The organism is Pseudomonas sp. SA195, assembly GCF_054131565.1.
This window is the reverse complement of sequence record NZ_CP096392.1, coordinates 2259768-2276110: the sequence shown is the minus strand read 5'-3', so window position 1 is coordinate 2276110 and position 16343 is coordinate 2259768. Positions and strand designations below refer to the sequence as shown.

General features: G+C 59.5%; 11 protein-coding genes and 1 pseudogene. 3 read left to right on the top strand and 9 right to left on the bottom strand.

The features are described from left to right. Positions 1–20: 20 nt before the first annotated feature. Positions 21–518 carry a MarR family winged helix-turn-helix transcriptional regulator gene (locus tag M1D78_RS10555; RefSeq protein WP_437419311.1) on the bottom strand — a complete coding sequence of 166 codons (498 nt, stop codon included), beginning with the start codon at positions 516–518 and terminating at the stop codon, positions 21–23. A gap of 189 nt (positions 519–707) precedes the next feature. Here M1D78_RS10555 and M1D78_RS10550 point away from each other — a divergent pair, with 189 nt between their 5' ends. The 3 genes and pseudogenes from M1D78_RS10550 to M1D78_RS10540 form a co-directional block, all read left to right on the top strand. Next, on the top strand, positions 708–1943 hold the full coding sequence (locus M1D78_RS10550) for a multidrug effflux MFS transporter (protein ID WP_437419312.1): 1236 nt from the start codon (positions 708–710) through the stop codon (positions 1941–1943). A 166-nt stretch (positions 1944–2109) separates the two neighbouring features. Continuing rightward, positions 2110–3732, top strand: coding sequence for a methyl-accepting chemotaxis protein (locus M1D78_RS10545; RefSeq protein ID WP_437419313.1), 1623 nt, complete (start codon positions 2110–2112; stop codon positions 3730–3732). Positions 3733–3850: 118 nt separating this feature from the next. Further along, positions 3851–4033, top strand: a pseudogene (locus M1D78_RS10540) (DUF4113 domain-containing protein); the annotation flags it as partial. Positions 4034–4583: 550 nt separating this feature from the next. Here the strand turns inward: M1D78_RS10540 and M1D78_RS10535 are convergent. From M1D78_RS10535 to M1D78_RS10500, 8 genes are all read right to left on the bottom strand, one after another. Continuing rightward, entirely contained in the window at positions 4584–5264 is a 681-nt protein-coding gene (locus M1D78_RS10535) for a TetR/AcrR family transcriptional regulator (RefSeq protein ID WP_437419314.1), read from the bottom strand. Positions 5265–5424: 160 nt separating this feature from the next. After that, a complete protein-coding gene (locus tag M1D78_RS10530) occupies positions 5425–6339 on the bottom strand; it encodes a hydroxymethylglutaryl-CoA lyase (protein ID WP_437419315.1) in 915 nt (304 codons plus the stop codon). Between the two features lie 229 nt (positions 6340–6568). Next, entirely contained in the window at positions 6569–8479 is a 1911-nt protein-coding gene (locus M1D78_RS10525; RefSeq protein WP_437420348.1) for an acetyl/propionyl/methylcrotonyl-CoA carboxylase subunit alpha, read from the bottom strand. After that, entirely contained in the window at positions 8479–9279 is an 801-nt protein-coding gene (locus M1D78_RS10520; protein ID WP_437419316.1) for a gamma-carboxygeranoyl-CoA hydratase, read from the bottom strand. Before M1D78_RS10520 ends, M1D78_RS10525 begins: the two co-directional genes overlap by 1 nt. Before the next feature lie 4 nt (positions 9280–9283). Continuing rightward, entirely contained in the window at positions 9284–10891 is a 1608-nt protein-coding gene (locus M1D78_RS10515) for a carboxyl transferase domain-containing protein (RefSeq protein ID WP_437419317.1), read from the bottom strand. Between the two features lie 90 nt (positions 10892–10981). Next, on the bottom strand, positions 10982–12163 hold the full coding sequence (locus M1D78_RS10510; RefSeq protein ID WP_437419318.1) for an isovaleryl-CoA dehydrogenase: 1182 nt from the start codon (positions 12161–12163) through the stop codon (positions 10982–10984). Between the two features lie 25 nt (positions 12164–12188). After that, a complete protein-coding gene (locus M1D78_RS10505; protein ID WP_437419319.1) occupies positions 12189–12578 on the bottom strand; it encodes a MerR family transcriptional regulator in 390 nt (129 codons plus the stop codon). A gap of 90 nt (positions 12579–12668) precedes the next feature. Beyond that, positions 12669–16229, bottom strand: coding sequence for an indolepyruvate ferredoxin oxidoreductase family protein (locus tag M1D78_RS10500; protein ID WP_437419320.1), 3561 nt, complete (start codon positions 16227–16229; stop codon positions 12669–12671). Between the last annotated feature and the right edge of the window lie 114 nt (positions 16230–16343).

The following is a 16343-nucleotide window of genomic DNA, read 5'->3' as shown; positions in this document are numbered from 1 at the left end:
GTCATCGTGATTGAACTGCGTCAGATTGGGGTAGTGCGCCCTGACGTTCCGTCTGGAGCCACGTTTTTTGGCGCTTCGAAACGCTGCCTGCCTTTCGCCGGCTTCACCGCCTCATCGGCGGCGTCGGCAAGTTCGGCCAACCCGCGTGCCATGTCGCCCGCCGCGGCTGGCCAGGCATGTTCCATTGCAAGATGCAGCGGTTTCTCCGCTGTCTGTACCGCCAACATGGCGTGCTCTGCCAGCGCCCGGCCTTCTGCGGTGAGCGCGATCGGCCGCGATCGTCGGTCGTCGTCGCTGAAAGGTCGCGTGACGAGCCCGCGCCGCTCAAGAGTCTTCACCAGTTTGGTAAGTCCTCCGGAGGAGATCAGCATCGCCTCGTAAAGATCCGTCGGCGTCAGCTGGTGCGGCGCAGGCTGAACCCGCAGGGCGGCAAGGACTTCGAACGAAGCGGGGGTGAGGTCGAGCGGAGCAAGCGCCTCGGCAGCGATCCGCTCGAGTAGACGGGCCAAGCGCTGCACGGCGACGGTCGCAGTCATTTGTCGCAGAGACGCGTCGGGCCAGTTGATGGTCGCGCGTTCCAGTGAGGTAACAGTCTTTCGCGTGGTCTCTGGCATGGAACAATCCTAGCGCGGAGGATTCTACCTTTCCAGAAAGGTAAACTGCTCGCAGGCAACTTGGTTACTTATCCGAAAAGGTGCATAGAACGAATGAGCGAGACATCAGCTTCGCCTCAAGGGTCGAGCGCACTGAGAATCGTCTTGGTGTTGTCGGTTTTGTCGATTTTCCCGCCATTGGCCACAGACATGTATCTGTCAGCCTTCGGTGATATTCAGACCTATCTGAACGCTCCGGACGGGGCATTGGAAATGTCTCTGTCGGTTTTCTTCCTCGGGCTTTGCGTCGGTCAGTTGGTGTTTGGCCCGCTGATCGACCGATACGGACGTAAAGGACCGCTTTTGGCCGGTGCAGGACTGTTCTGCCTCGCCACGGTGCTATTACTTTTGACTGACTCAGCCACAGTGTTCATCAGCCTTCGTTTCGTCCAGGCGCTTGGTGCGTGTGGGGGCATGGTTGTCGGTCGGGCAGTCGTGTCCGATCTCTATCAAGGCACCGCGGCAGCACGAACCATGACCCTGTTGATTATGCTGATGACACTCGGGCCTGTTGTTTCTCCGCTTGTTGGCGGTGTGCTAGTTACACAGCTTGGCTGGAAGGCAGTCTTCGTCACGATGCTTGCAATCGGCGCGCTCGCACTTGTGCTGGCTTTTACGTTGCTTCCTGAAACCTTGCCCGCTTCTAAGCGGCTGAAGACCCCGCTCTATCGGGTGTTCGGCGATTACTGGACGTTGCTTTCTTCCCGCCAATTCCTTGTCCCGGCGCTCGTCAGCGCTCTCGTGCAGGCCGCAATGTTCTCTTTCATCACGGCCTCGTCGAGCGTATTCCAGGGGGTGTTTGGCCTCGGTGAAATCGAATACGGGATCGCCTTTGGTTTCGTCGCACTTGGTTTAGTCGTCGCATCCTTAGTTAACAATCGCCTGCTCGTCAGGCTGGCGGTCAAGACGATAATCAGCGTGGCGCTGCCGCTGTTTGTTGCGATTAGTATCGTGCTGTTGCTGGTTTCGGGGTCTCGGGAATTCTGGGTACAGATCATCCCGCTCTGGTTCTCGATCGCCATGGTAGGGCTGCTGAGTGCGAACGGAACCTCCATAGCCATGGAGGCTGCACGAGGGCAGTCCGGCGTAGGCTCCGCACTGGTCGGCGCCATGCAGTTTGGGGTCGCCTTCGTCTGCTCCGCCATGGTGGCTGCCGCCATTAGCGATAGCACCCTGCCCATGGCGCTCGGGATACTGCTTCCGGCTCTTATCGCGATGGTGGTTTGGTTTTTTGGCAAGTCCCTTGCCAGCCGCGAACGTCTTGCGAATCAGAGCGTTTCCGACTCTTGAGAGTACGCCTGAGAGGATGGCTTTACTTCTATCGGCGTATTTCTAGAGCCGCTAATCGATATGCTCGGTTTTTCTTTTTGCGGGTCGTCTGGCTCAAGTTCAAAGGCCTGCGGCAGATAAAATAGGAAAGCTCGGTATCGCCGTGCGTTCTTTTTTCGAGGCCATCATGCTGCGCACACTGAAGATCTCGCATCGCACGCTGCTGTTTTTTACTCTCGTCGCAATGCTGCTCACCCTGCTCGGGCTGTTCAGTCTGATGCAGATGGCGGCGATTCGTGCCGCCGGCAGCGAAATCGATTCCGACTGGATGCCGAGCCAGGTGGCCGCGGACGACATGGCGCTGAGCTTTGCACAGGTGCGCACCGAGTCGCTGCGCCAACTGGCATTCAGGGACGCCGAGACAAAGCGCAAGAGCGATGGGCTGATTGCCGCCGCGATTGCGGACATTCGCCAGCACGTGACCCGCTACGAGACGCTCATCTCTGGTGCCGAAGAGCGGCGCGTTTTCGAGGCCGCCAAGGCATTATTCGAGCAATACGCCTCGACCTTGGACGAACGGCAGCAGTTGATGGGCGGGCAGCCGGACGAGGCGCGAATGGCGCAAGTCAACGCACGGCTCGCCGCGCTGGGGCCGAAATTCGGCGAGGCGCTGCTGGAGCTCAGGGCGTTCAACGGGGAAGGGGCGCATCACGCCGTCCAGGCCGCGACTGCCGTTTATGAAAAAGCCCGGATCATCATCGTAGCGGTAATCATGCTGGCTCTGGTCGCGACGGTCGCACTGGCCCTGGTGCTGACAGCGAGCATCGTTCGGCCGATGCGCCAGGCAGTGGCCGTTGCCAACCAGATCGCGCATGGCGACCTGACCCACACGGTGCCGGTCGATGGCGACGACGAGGCCACGCAATTGCTCGCTTCGCTGCGCGACATGCAGGCTAACCTGCGCGCCATCATCGGGCAGATCAATGATTCGGCGAATGTGCTGAGCACCTCTGCCGAAGAGATGACCGCGGTCATGCTCGACAGTACCGAAGGGCTGCATCGGCAGAACGAGCAGATCGAACAGGCCGCGACGGCCGTCAACCAGATGACCTGCGCCGTCGAAGAAGTGGCGAGCAACGCGGTGTCCACCTCCGAGGCGTCGCAAGCGTCCAGTGAATCGGCACAAAAGGGACGTCGCCAGCTGGACGAGGCGATCGCCGCGATCCAGGCGCTGGCCGACGATGTTGTCGGTGCCTCTGCGCGTGCCGGCGATCTGGCTGAACAAACGCACAACATCACCCGCGTGCTGGACGTGATCCGCTCGGTCGCCGAACAGACCAACCTGCTCGCACTCAATGCAGCTATCGAAGCAGCCCGCGCCGGGGACGCCGGTCGCGGCTTCGCCGTGGTCGCCGATGAAGTCCGCGGCCTGGCCAAGCGAACGGGCGAATCCACGCGCGAAATCGAGTCGATGATCGGCAGCATCAAGCAGGGGACGGGCCTTACCGTTGATGCGTTGCAGCAAACGGCGTCGCGCGCCCAGGGTACGCTTGAGAAAGCCTACACCGCTGGGGTTGCACTGGCCGAGATCGCCGATGCGGTGGCCGGCATCAACGAGCGCAACTTAGTGATTGCCAGCGCCTCAGAAGAGCAGGCGCAGGTCGCGCGGGAGATCGACCGCAACCTGGTCAGCATCCGCGACCTCTCGCTTCAGACTTCTGCCGGCGCCCAGCAGACCAGCGTCGCAACGCAGGAACTGTCGCGCCTAGCGGTGAAGCTGAACGGGACGGTCAATCGCTTCCGGATGTAACCGAACCTTGCGCAACTGTGGCTGAGCATGTTTTCGCTCTGATTGACTCCAACAGCATCTACTGCGGTTTCGAGCGGTTGTTCCGCGCCAACTGATTCGCACGCCCATTGTGGCGCTGCTGTTCGCGCCCAGCCAGGCGGCCGCTTCGCAGCGCGTGATGGCCGTTCTGGATTCGATCAATGCCAAATGGGGGCGGGACCCGGTAGTGCCAGCAATGCACGCCTGGGGTATGCGTCGCGAACTTATGAGCCAGAGCTTCACGATGCGAGTCGATCAGTTGTGGAAGGTTTCTGCGCGGTGATTTGCGGCGTACGTAGGCCTGCTGAAAAACGTCTCTTGGATGGGGGAGACCAACCACAACCGATGACCGCTTGGACGGCTAAATACAGCCTTGAGCACGCTGGCGATTACATTGGTTGGTTGTATTTCCAGACACTGTATCGCCATGTTGCCGCTCAGCCAGATATGTCCGAGTAGACAACCCAGTGATTTAGGCTCGCGAAGGCTGCTCAAGTGTCTGCCGAAGTGGGCCAATTCAGCAGACACTTGGCGGATCTGCTAATGGTCGAGGCTGTGTAAAATGCAAACGTCTCCCTAGCGTTTCTGATCGTACGTCAAATCTGCCAACGCTTGGCTGTTCAGCAGACCGAGATTTTGCGTAGCGACATAAAATTTGAGCCAATTCTGGCGGCTGTGCCTGCGCGAAATTGTTTTGACGCACTTTCAGCCGAAAACAGCCTATCGTGAAAGCTGCTCGTAAAATAGCAGCTAGTCGCGACGTATGGTCAGGCCTATTCGACCAATGAGCTGATTACTTGTCGTCAGGGTTATATGAGTGAAGGGTCAGGAGCTTACCGACGCATCCAGGTATTAGCTCCTTTCGGATGTGCAGTATGGCTATTTTGAGGCGCTTGTTCCGGCGAATAGCGTGTTAGAGCTTCAGCGAGCAGGGTTTGGATACGCTCAATGGAGCGGCGAGCTGAATAAACTTCAGGAGAATTTGGAACAGCGCTTGCCAAACCATTCAGCATTTCCGTGACGCAAGGTACGACTATGCTGGCGACAAGGTTATTAGCGTCGTTAGGTTTATTGAATCTAGAGATTATGTCTACCAGCTGCCGCTGGTAGTGGGAGCGGATATCTGCGATGAGACTTCTCTGATCATTGCTTAGGCTGCGTAACTCCAGGCGTGCCAAAGCGGCGGTTTTGGGGTTATTCAGTTGGAAACGGACGTAAGCGTCAATGTAATCGGAAAGCATTGCAGAGGGAGCGCGGCGGCATCCCCTGCAATTACTTATGGTCGCTAACAGGCCTGCCTCATGTTCCTCAATCAGATCAAAAAGTAACGATTGTTTGCTTTCTATATGATTGTAAAGGGACCCGGCGTGGAGGTTGATCGCCGCGGCCAGATCACGAACGCTTACCCTTTCAAATCCTTGGTCAACAAACATATTCAAAGCTATCGCGCGAACTCGTTCGGCTGTCGACCTGGCAGATAATGGAAAGACAGTGCGTTTGGTTTCGTAGGCCACTGTAATCTCCGTTTGCATAGTTCCCGTCGTTACACTGCACTTCAATCTCTATCTCAGGAACTCGGACCGCTGACGCGCTTCACAGAAACACCTCTATCATTTAAGCGCTTGCTGTTCGCACTAGTGCCGGGATTCGGGGAGACCGCGGACTAGATAGCTATCAATTGAGGCTGCCCGACGTGCCGTTGCGGGACTGTGCGACGCGTGAGCCATTTCGTCTTCCCAGCAAACGGCTGATGTTGTGCCCGGCTTCGATGACGGCGTCTAGACTGACATCCGTGGCGATGCCCAATCCGTTCAGCATGTACAAAACATCCTCGCTGGCGACGTTGCCGCTGGCCCCCTTGGCATAGGGGCAACCACCTAATCCCGCAACCGAGCTGTCGAAGACGCTGATGCCCTCAAGCAGACTGGCATAAATGTTCGCCATCGCCTGGCCGTATGTGTCGTGGAAGTGTCCGGCGAGTTTGTCGCGTGGCACCTCGCGGGCGACGACATCAATCAGTTGGCGGGTCTTGCCGGGCGTACCGGTACCAATGGTGTCGCCGAGCGAGACCTCGTAGCAGCCCATCGCGACCAATTCGCGCGCCACCTTGGAGACGTGCTTGAGGTCGATATCGCCTTCGTACGGGCATCCCAGCACGCACGACACATAGCCACGCACCCGGATGCCGTTTGCGCGAGCGCTTTCCATCAGCGGAACGAAGCGCGCCAGGCTTTCGTCGATGGAGCAGTTGATGTTTTTTTGCGAAAACGCCTCGGACGCGGCTCCGAATACCGCAACCTCGCGGACCCCAGCTTCGATGGCTGCCTCGAGCCCTTTAAGGTTGGGCGTCAGGGCCGCATAGGTGACGCCGGGTTTGCGCTGGATCTGAGCAAAAACCTCGGCGGACCCAGCCATCTGCGGGACCCATTTGGGCGACACGAAACTGCCCACCTCAATGTACTGAAGGCCCGCGGCGCTGAGGTCGTTTACTAGCTGGACCTTGTCGGCGACGCTGATTGGCTGCTTCTCGTTCTGCAAACCATCGCGGGGGCCAACTTCGACTAATCGGACGTGTTTGGGCAGGGGCATAGCGTTCTCCGAGAGGGGCAAAGTGCGGCGTAAACGGGGTCATATACGTCGGGCCTATACGCCAGTTTGTTTTTTCTAGCGACCCAACATTTACGTGACCGGACGCTGGGTGCACTTTTCCGTATATGAAGTTGGTGCGGCGCTCACTCGTAGGGTGCCTTGAGCCCACCTATGTTGCTGGCGGGCAAGAGCGGAACCACACCCAGCACCCTCTACGGTTGCCTCGCCTTCAGCCTTCGTCGATCTCCAGCAACACTGCGCCGTCGTTAACCATGTCGCCTTCGGCGCAAAACAGGCTTTTCACCACGCCGGCTTGCTGTGCACGAATGCTGTGCTCCATTTTCATTGCTTCTAGTACGATCAGCACGGTGCCAGCCTCGACGTTCTGCCCGGGCTCGACCAGCACCCGCACGATGCTTCCGTTCATGGGCGCGGTTAGGCCGCCGTGGTGCTGGTGGCTGGCTTCGACCTCGGCGATCGCGTCGAACGCCGTTACGGTCTGCAGTTCGCCGTCCCACTCTAGGTAGAGCGTCCGGTCCTGCCGAATCGCCTTGGGTTTGCGTAGTGTTGTTGCCTGGAGTTGCGCATCGATGCGCAACAGCCGGTTCTCGCCGCCGCAAACGAGATGCACGCCCACCTGAGAGGGCATGCCGAAACGCAGACCAGCCCGGCTCGCCCAGGGAGAATGGGCGTCGTCGTCCCGAACATCCGCCGGCTCGGTCTGGACATAAAGCGCTGCCGCCAGCTGCCAGAATGCGTCGGGCAACTCGCCCGGTTTGCGCAGCAGCTCGGCTTCATGGCGCGGAATGAAGCCGGTGTCCAGTTCGGCCGCGGCGAAGGCCGGATGACCGACCACTCGGCGCAGGAAGGCAAGGTTGGTGCGCACACCACCGACCGAGGTTTCGTCCAGCATGGCCAGCAGACGCAGGCGTGCTTCCTCGCGATTCTCGCCCCAGGCGATCAGCTTGCCGAGCATCGGGTCGTAAAAGGGGGAAACCGTGTCGCCTTCGGCTACGCCGCTGTCGACGCGACGACCGGGGCCTGAGGTGGCCTCGTGGTACAGGTCCAGGGTGCCGGTGGCGGGAAGGAAATCGTTGTCCGGGTCCTCCGCATACAGCCGCACCTCGATGGCGTGACCGATCAGCGGTACCTGCTCTTGGGTGATCGGCAGCGGCTCGCCCCGGGCGACGCGGATCTGCCAGGCCACCAGATCGAGACCAGTAATAGCTTCGGTGACCGGGTGCTCGACCTGCAGGCGAGTGTTCATCTCCATGAAGAAGAACTCTCCACGCGCATCGAGCAGAAACTCCACGGTGCCTGCACCGACGTATCCAATGGCCTGCGCCGCCTTGACTGCCGCTTCGCCCATGGCTCGGCGCAGTTCGGAGGAGAGGCCCGGCGCGGGCGCTTCCTCGACGACCTTCTGATGGCGTCGCTGGATCGAACAGTCGCGCTCGTTCAGATACAGGCACTTGCCGCATCCGTCAGCGAATACCTGAATTTCGACGTGACGCGGCTGGAGCACGTATTTTTCCACCAGCATGCGCGAGTCGCCAAATGACGACTGCGCCTCGCGCTGTGCAGATTGCAACGCCTCGGCCAGATCCGCTTCGCGCTCGACAACCTTCATTCCTTTGCCGCCACCGCCGGCGGTGGCCTTGAGCAGTACCGGATAGCCGATCCGTTCCGCCGCGACGCGGAAGGTTTCCACATCCTGCGCTTCACCGTGGTAGCCCGGCACCAGCGGCACGCCGGCTTCCTCCATCAGCGCCTTGGCGGCTGACTTGCTGCCCATTGCGTCGATGGCGGAAGCGGGCGGGCCGAGGAAGAGAAGTCCGGCGTCTTCAATGGCGCGGGCAAAATCCGCGTTTTCGGAGAGGAAGCCGTAGCCGGGATGAATCGCCTGGGCACCGCTGGCCTTGGCGGCAGCGATCAGCTTGTCGATCACCAGATAGCTTTCGGCAGGCTTGGCGCCACCGAGATCGATACGAATATCGGCTTCACGGGCATGGCGCGCATCACGGTCGACGGCGCTGTGCACGGCCACGGTGGTCAGGCCCATGGCCTTGGCGGTGCGCATCACACGGCAGGCGATCTCGCCGCGGTTGGCTACCAGCAAAGTGTTGATCGTTTTCTGCATCATGGCTGCTGCTCCTGCCAGGCTGGCTTACGCTTTTCCAAGAAAGCTCCTAAGCCTTCTTGTCCCTCTTGGCTGACCCGAATGCTGGCGATCGCATGCTCGGTGCGCTCGCGCAGGGCCTCGCTAAGGGCGCCGGTTCCTACATCTGCAAGCAGTGCCTTGGTAATACGCATGGCCTGAGGACTGTTTTGCAGCAGTTTGCCGACCCATTCCACCGCAGCGCCATCGAGCGCCTCGGCTGGATAACATTCAGAAAGCAGACCCATGGCCTGGGCACGCTTGCCGCTGAATCGCTCTGCTGTGAGTGCATAGCGTCGTGTCGCACGCGCACCGATAGATTGAACTACGAAGGGGCTTATCACCGCCGGGGCCAGGCCAATCCGTACCTCTGACAGGCTAAACTGGGCGTCTTCGGTTCCGATAGCCATGTCGCAACAAGCGATCAAGCCCAATGCGCCGCCGAACGCGGCTCCTTGCACCACAGCTAAGGTCGGTACGGGGAATTGATGCAAGCAGTGCATCAGCTCTCCCAATTCGTGAGCGTCCCTCAGGTTGGACGCGTAATCCAACCCAGCGGATTCCCGCATCCAGGAAAGGTCTGCTCCGGCGGAAAAGTGTTGACCACGTCCGCGAAGCAACAGAAAGCGCAGGTGTTCATCTGCGCAGAGCTGGCGCAGCGACTGGATCAGCTCGGCAATCATTTCGGCATTGAACGCGTTGTTTTTTTGCGGGCGGTTCAGCCATAGAGTGGCGACACCACCTGCACTGCGCTCGATTTCAATGGTATGGAAGTCGGTCATGGCATTACATCCTGAACACGCCGAAACGGGTCGGCTGAATGGGCGCGTTGAGCGAAGCGGAAAGGGCGAGGCCCAATACATCACGGGTTTCACGTGGATCAATCACACCATCGTCCCAAAGCCTTGCGCTGGAATAGAACGCATGCGCCTGGCGTTCATACTGTTCAACGATGGGTTGCTTGAGCTGTTGCTCGTCTTCGGCAGAAAAGGTCTCTCCAGATCGTTCGGCCTGCTCGCGCTTGACCTGTACCAGCACTCCGGCAGCCTGTTGTGCTCCCATGACGCCAATTTTGGCGTTGGGCCACATCCATAGGAAACGCGGGTCATAAGCGCGACCGCACATGCCGTAGTTGCCTGCGCCAAAGCTGCCACCGATGACCACAGTGAATTTCGGCACTTGGGCACAGGCGACCGCAGTGACGAGCTTAGCGCCGTGCTTCGCGATGCCGCCGGTTTCGTACTTCTGTCCAACCATGAAGCCGGTGATGTTTTGGAGAAACAGAAGTGGAATGCCGCGCTGGCAAGCCAGTTCGATAAAGTGCGCGCCTTTCTGCGCAGCTTCGGCGAAGAGGATGCCGTTGTTCGCAAGGATCGCGACCGGGTAGCCATGCACGGTGGCAAAGCCACAGACGAGCGTGGTGCCGAACAGGGCCTTGAATTCATCAAACTCGCTGCCGTCGACCAACCGGGCAATAACTTCACGGACATCGAATGGCTGCTTGGGGTCGGCCGGAATGATCCCGTACAAGTCATCAGCGGTATATCGCGGCGCGCGGGGAGCGCTGACCTCTAGCTGACCCAGCTTTCGCCAATTGAGGTTAGCGACGCAGCGGCGTGCGATGGCTAATGCATGCTCATCGTTCTCGGCGTAATGATCGGCAACACCAGATGTTTTGCAGTGCACGTCCGCACCGCCCAGGTCCTCAGCGGTTACCACCTCGCCGGTGGCGGCTTTTACCAGAGGCGGGCCGGCGAGGAAGATGGTCGCCTGGTTGCGGACCATGATGGTTTCATCGGCCATCGCCGGCACATAAGCGCCGCCAGCGGTGCAGGAGCCCATCACCACGGCCAGTTGCGGAATGCCCATGGCGCTCATGTTGGCCTGGTTGAAGAAGATACGACCGAAGTGCTCGCGGTCCGGGAACACTTCGTCCTGGCGCGGCAGATTGGCGCCGCCGGAGTCGACCAGGTAGATGCATGGCAGGCGGTTCTGTTGAGCGATCGCTTGTGCGCGCAGATGTTTCTTCACGGTGAGCGGGTAGTAGCTTCCGCCTTTTACTGTGGCATCGTTGGCGATGATCATGCACTCGACGCCTTCCACTCGACCAATGCCAGCAATCACGCCCGCAGCGGGTACGTCCTCACCGTAGACCCCGTAGGCAGCTAACGGCGAAATCTCAAGAAACGGGGAGCCCATATCCAGCAGCATGTTGACTCGAGACCTCGGCAACAACTTGCCGCGTGAGGTATGGCGCAGCTGTGCCTTTTCGCCGCCGCCCTCATGAATACGTCCGAGCACGTTGCGCAACTGCTCCGCTTGCTCGCCCATCACCGCAGAGTTGGCAGCGAATTCAGGGGAGCGGGAATTTACTTGGGTTTGCAAGATGGCCATATCTAGCCCTCGAAAAAATGCGCTTTGGCTGTGCGAGTCGGGAGGCTGTCTTCTTTCCAGCCTTCTTTGTTTCGCCGCTAGCGTCGTTTGTTATTTGGTCTCGTTGAAAAGCTCGCGGCCGATCAGCATTCGGCGGATCTCGCTTGTACCTGCGCCGATCTCGTAAAGTTTGGCGTCGCGCCAAAGTCGGCCGGTGGGGTATTCGTTGACGTAACCGTTGCCGCCAAGTATCTGGATCGCCTCGCCAGCGAGCCAGGTGGCTTTCTCTGCGGCATAGAGGATGACGCCTGCGCAGTCCTTGCGGACCTGGCGAACGTGACCGGTACCCAGGTCGTCGAGGTGCTTGCCCACCGCGTATAGGTAGGCGCGGCAGGCTTGCAGGGTGGTGTACATGTCCGCCACCTTGCCCTGAATCAACTGAAATTCACCGATCGACTGGCCAAACTGCTTGCGCTCGTGAATGTAGGGAACGACCACGTCCATGGCTGCCTGCATCAAGCCCAGCGGCCCACCGCTGAGGACGGCACGCTCGTAGTCCAAGCCGCTCATCAGCACCTTGACCCCTTCGCCTACCTGCCCGAGCACGTTTTCCTCGGGTACTTCCACATCCTCAAACACCAGCTCTCCGGTGTGCGAGCCCCGCATGCCGAGCTTGTCCAGCTTCTGTGCAACCGAGAAGCCGGGGGTGTTGGTATCCACGATGAACGCAGTCATGCCTTTTGCGCCGGCAGTGATATCGGTCTTGGCGTAAACCACCAGCGTGTGGCAGTCGGGACCGTTGGTGATCCACATCTTGTTGCCGTTGAGTACGTAGCTACTGCCTCGCTTTTCGGCACGCAGCTTCATCGAAACCACGTCGGAGCCGGCATTTGGCTCGCTCATGGCGAGGGCGCCGATGTGCTCGCCAGAAACCAGCTTGGGCAGGAAACGGCTTTTCTGTTCCTCGCTACCGTTGCGGTTGATCTGATTGACGCACAGATTCGAATGCGCACCGTAGGAAAGACCGATGCCACCGGCAGCACGTGATATCTCTTCCATGGCCACCATGTGCGCCAGATAACCCATACCCGAGCCGCCGTATTCCTCCGCTACGGTCAGGCCGAGCAGGCCCATGTCGCCAAACTTCCGCCAAAGGTCCATCGGGAATTGGTCGGTGCGGTCGGCCTCCTCGGCGCGAGGCGCGATCTCCTTGGCCGCGAAGCCAGCAACGGAGTCGCGGAGCATGTCTATTTCCTCGCCGAGAAAGAAGTTAAGTCCGGGTAAGCCATTCATGATCCGATATCCCTTGTTATTGGTTTCATGGTGTTTGCCGACCTTGCAGCGCTGCTCGGCAGCGATGCTCAGCCATGTCCAGCTCCCACTGGATTCGTTCGATGTCCAACAGCTGCTGTTTCAACTGGTGTCGGCGGTAAACGATTCTTTCCAGCAGGCAGTTCAATTGCTTCGTGTTACCACTCGATGGGTCATACAGCTCGATCAACTCCCTGCACTCGGATAATGAAAATCCGAGCCGCTTGCCGCGCACGATCAGCTCCAGGCGAACACGGTCCTGCGGCGAATACATGCGTTGAGTGCCGCTGCGCTCAGGGAAGAGCAAACCTTTTTGCTCGTAGAACCGGATGGCCCGAGTCGTAAGCTTCAGTTCGCGGGCCAGGACCGAAATCTTGCAACTGTTCACCTCGGCCATGCCCCTTTTCCTTGACGTTAACGTGACTGTGCGGTTGTTGTCGGTTGGATCAGCGCGTACAGCCTAGCGGGCGCTGAAGGCGAACCCACGTTACAGCTGGACCGCCTTGATTCGCTCGACCGTTACAGGTTGGGAGGCGTCATGGGCCTGTACCCCCGTGCGTAGCTGCACCAAAAGGCGCGCTTTCCTTTTTTCCGCATTGCCGAGGTAGCGCTCCTTAACCGGGCCATAACCGCGCACGGCGTCTGGCAGTTGGGCCAGCTCGGTCGCAACGGCGAGGTTTGATGAGTCGAGCTCTGAAAGGACCTCGTCGAGTATTTGCTCGTACTCTCGAAGCCAGGCCAGTTCCGCCTTGCGCTCCTGGGTACGGGCAAAGGGGTCGACCCATGTGTTGCGGATGAATTTCATCTTGGCCAGCAGCCTGAACGCGCCAAGCATCCACGGGCCAAAGCTGCGCTTGGTGGGTTCGCCACCATGTTTGGCGTTGTTCATTACTGGCGGCGCCAAATGGAAGTTCAGCTTGTAGTCGCCCTCGAACGTGGTTTCGATCTTCTTCAGGAAGTCCCCGTTCGTGTATAGCCGCGCCACTTCGTACTCGTCCTTGATCGCTAGTACCTTGAAGTAGTTGTGCACAACCGCGGCGGTAAGCGGGCCGGTTTCGCCTGCGATGGCCTGTTCCGCCTCGCTGAAGCGATGCACGAGACCGCGATACCGCTCGGCATAGGCACTGTTCTGGTAGTTGGTAAGAAATGCCACGCGACGCGTGATGGCCTCGCCCAGGCTCTCGGATAACTGATGATCGGGCGCGACTACCTGGTTTTCCTTCAGCTTGGCTTCAACACGCGCCAAGTCGGTGGCGGCACGACGCCCCCAGGTGAAGGCGGCCTTATTGAAGGCCACGGCCGTGCCGTTCAGTTCGATGGCCTGCATCAGTGCCGCTTCGCCAACCGGTAGCCAACCTTTCTGCCAGGCGTAACCGAGCATGAAGGTGTTGGTGGCGATTGAATCACCCATCAGCTGAGTGGCGATGTCGCTCGCGTTGACGAATTCGGTGAGCTCTCCGGTCGCGTCGCGTATCTGCCTGATCATTTCCATGCTGCGGAACTGCGGGTCAGGGTGCTGCTCCAGATTGCCGGTCTGCGCCTGTTCGGAGAACGCCCGAATGAAGCTGCTCGTAATGCTTTCTTCGCAATTGACCAAGGCATTAGTCACGCCCTGGCGAACCTTGGACAGCGTTTCGGTAGTCGCGCTCACGACCAGATCACAGCCGATCAACAGATCCGCTTCGCCCTCGGCGATCCGCGGTGCATAGAGCATGTCCTGACTGGCAGCGATACGGATATGTGACCACACCGCGCCGCCTTTCTGGGCCATGCCGGCCATATCCAGGTTCAAGGCGCCCTTGCCCTCAAGAAAGGCCGCCGTTCCGATCAGCGCGCCGATGGTGACCACGCCAGTACCACCGACGCCGGTCAACAAGATGCTGTAGGGCTGATCCAGCGACGCCAGCGCAGGGCTTGGCAGGTTCCAGCTGTCGGAGGCGTCTTCGGCTAACGCTTGTGGCTTGCGCAGCTGACCACCTTCGACAGTGACGAAGCTGGGGCAGAAGCCACTCAGGCAACTGAAATCCTTATTGCAGGAGGACTGATCGATCTCGCGCTTGCGGCCGAACTCGGTTTCTACCGGCACCACTGACATACAGTTGGATTTGTTGCTGCAGTCGCCACAGCCTTCGCATACGGCTTCGTTGATCACCACGCGGCGAGCCGGGTCGGCGAACTTTCCGCGCTTACGGCGGCGGCGCTTCTCGGCGGCGCAGGTCTGGTCATAAATAATCGCCGACACACCTGGGATTTCGCGCAGTTCCTTCTGAACGTCTTCCATCAGCTCGCGGCCCTTCACCGCAACGCCGGGAGCCAGGTCGGTCACATCGCGGTATTTGTCAGCGTCCTCCGCCACAACTACGATTCGCTTCACACCCTCGGCAGCCAGCTGGCGAGAGATCTGCGGCACGCTCAGCCCCCCGTCGACGGGCTGGCCACCGGTCATGGCGACGGCATCGTTGTACAGAATCTTGTAGGTGATCGGCACGTTCGCAGCTATGGCCGCGCGAATTGCCAGGAGGCCCGAGTGGAAGTAGGTGCCGTCACCGAGGTTGGCAAACACGTGCTTGGTCGTCGTGAAGGGTGCCTGTCCAACCCAGGCCACGCCTTCGCCACCCATCTGGCTAAAGGTTTCGGTGCGCGGGTAGATCCAGGCGGCCATGTAATGGCAGCCGATGCCGGCCAGCGCACGGCTGCCTTCCGGCACTTTGGTGGACGTGTTATGCGGACAGCCCGAACAGTAATGCGGGACGCGCTCCATCAGGTTGGTCAAGTGCTGCTTGCCGGTCAGCTGGGCTTCCAGCACCGCCAGGCGTACCTGCAGCTCACCGCCTTGGTAACGCTTGAGAATACGGCGGGCGAGGGCGCGCGCAATTTGAGCGGGGGTAAGGTCCTTGGTGGCTGGCAACAGCCATTCCTTGTGCGGCATGGCCCATTCGCCCTTGTCGTCGAACTTGCCGACGACGCGCGGCCGTACGTCCTCGCGCCAGTTGTATAGTTCTTCCTTGAGCTGGTACTCGATCATGTGGCGCTTTTCTTCCACCACGATGATTTCTTCCAGCCCTTCGGCAAATTGCCGAACGCCCTCCGCTTCGAGCGGCCAGACCATGCCCACCTTGTAGACGCGCAGACCGATCTGATCGGCCATGGCTTCGTCGATGCCAAGGATTTTGAGCGCTTGGCATACATCTAGATAGGACTTGCCGGAAGTGATGATGCCGATCCGGGCGTTGCGCGCATCCAGCGTTACGCGATTGATCCCATTGACCCGCGCATAGGCGAGGGCGGCGTACAACTTATACTCCAGCAGGCGCTTCTCCTGCGCCAGCGGTGGGTCAGGCCAGCGGATGTTTACACCATCGTCGGGTAACTCGAAATCGGGAAGAATTGGCTGTACGCGGTTGATATCAAGATCAACGACCGCACCGCTTTCCACCGTGTCGGCGACAGCTTTCAGCGCCACCCAGCAACCCGAGTAACGCGACATAGCGAAGCCGTGCATGCCGTAATCGAGGTATTCCTGTACGCCAGAAGGTGCCAGCACCGGCATCATCACGGCTTTGAAGATGTGCTCGGTCTGATGCGGCAGTGAGGACGAGCTCGCGCTATGGTCGTCGCCAGCGATGGCCAGTACACCACCGAACCGGGACGTTCCTGCGGCATTGGCGTGGCGGAACACATCTCCGCAACGGTCGACTCCTGGACCCTTTCCGTACCAAATGCCGAACACGCCGTCGTATTTGGCGCCTTCAAACATGTTGACCTGCTGGGTGCCCCACAGCGACGTGGCAGCCAGATCCTCGTTGATGCCAGGCTGAAAGTGAACACCTTGAGCTTTCAGATGGTCACGAGCCTTCCACAATGCCTGATCGTAGGCGCCCAATGGCGAGCCGCGGTAGCCGGAGATAAAACCTGCAGTGTTCAGACCGCTGGCGCGATCGCGCTCTCGCTGCATCAGGGGCAAGCGTACTAGCGCCTGGACCCCTGTCATCAGGGATTTGCCACTGTGCTCGACGTACTTGTCGTCGAGGGACGGGGACGCGCTCATGCCTAACCTCCAGTCTTATTTAGCTCCAAGCTTGCGCGGAGTGGCGAAGCTGGTATTTGCGCTGGAGTTTAGGAATGGCAATAGGTATCGTAAATTTATAAAAACAGCATTCAG

Bases quoted from the DNA above. Each gene is read 5' to 3' on its own strand.
- M1D78_RS10550 (WP_437419312.1), top strand. From the start codon at position 708: ATGAGCGAGACATCAGCTTCGCCTCAAGGGTCGAGCGCACTGAGAATC.
- M1D78_RS10545 (WP_437419313.1), top strand. From the start codon at position 2,110: ATGCTGCGCACACTGAAGATCTCGCATCGCACGCTGCTGTTTTTTACT.
- M1D78_RS10530 (WP_437419315.1), bottom strand. From the start codon at position 6,339: ATGCCCCTGCCCAAACACGTCCGATTAGTCGAAGTTGGCCCCCGCGAT.
- M1D78_RS10525 (WP_437420348.1), bottom strand. From the start codon at position 8,479: ATGCAGAAAACGATCAACACTTTGCTGGTAGCCAACCGCGGCGAGATC.
- M1D78_RS10520 (WP_437419316.1), bottom strand. From the start codon at position 9,279: ATGACCGACTTCCATACCATTGAAATCGAGCGCAGTGCAGGTGGTGTC.
- M1D78_RS10515 (WP_437419317.1), bottom strand. From the start codon at position 10,891: ATGGCCATCTTGCAAACCCAAGTAAATTCCCGCTCCCCTGAATTCGCT.
- M1D78_RS10510 (WP_437419318.1), bottom strand. From the start codon at position 12,163: ATGAATGGCTTACCCGGACTTAACTTCTTTCTCGGCGAGGAAATAGAC.
- M1D78_RS10505 (WP_437419319.1), bottom strand. From the start codon at position 12,578: ATGGCCGAGGTGAACAGTTGCAAGATTTCGGTCCTGGCCCGCGAACTG.
- M1D78_RS10500 (WP_437419320.1), bottom strand. From the start codon at position 16,229: ATGAGCGCGTCCCCGTCCCTCGACGACAAGTACGTCGAGCACAGTGGC.